This is a genomic window from Treponema sp. R8-4-B8 (assembly GCF_054786175.1).
The window spans coordinates 1-446 of the sequence record NZ_BDHE01000404.1 but is presented as its reverse complement, the minus strand read 5'-3'; the positions used below and the strand labels follow the sequence as shown (position 1 = coordinate 446).

The 446-nt window shown below is 42.8% G+C and carries 1 protein-coding gene; it reads left to right on the top strand.

Annotation, left to right across the window (positions count from 1 at the left end):
* Window positions 1-98: 98 nt before the first annotated feature.
* Window positions 99-362 (top strand): InlB B-repeat-containing protein, encoded by a 264-nt coding sequence (locus ACYVRA_RS08970; protein ID WP_461252367.1) that lies wholly within the window; start codon window positions 99-101, stop codon window positions 360-362.
* The last annotated feature ends 84 nt before the right edge of the window (window positions 363-446 follow it).

The window sequence follows — 446 nt, the reverse complement described above, 5'->3', positions numbered from 1 at the left end:
GAGGTCAGAGTCTGAGACTCAAGTTCCTTGCCCCGTTAATAGTCGGTGCCGCGTTTACGACTTGTTATCACGGATTTAATAAATGTACTTAAGATACCATGCTTTATGTAGATGTTACATTGGTCGCTCATTGGGATTATGAATTGGTTACTGTTACATTTGATTCTAATAACGGTACGCCAGACATTGCCCCTATTACAGTTCCAAAAGGCTCAAATTTAGGCGTCAGGTTCCCCAGTAATCCAAGACGGCAAGGTTATACTTTGGATAAATGGTCATACGGCGATAATGCGGTTCTTACAAGTAACACTCCAATTACCGCAAACATTGACGCAACATCGCAATGGAGACAGTTGGGGTAATTTACCGTAACCTTTAACACCGGCGCAGGAGCCACAACTATAAACTCCATAAAGGTATACGCCGGTGATTGCATAGATGAATGG

Coding starts and splice junctions, on each gene's coding strand:
- ACYVRA_RS08970 (WP_461252367.1), top strand. CDS start 99: ATGCTTTATGTAGATGTTACATTGGTCGCTCATTGGGATTATGAATTG.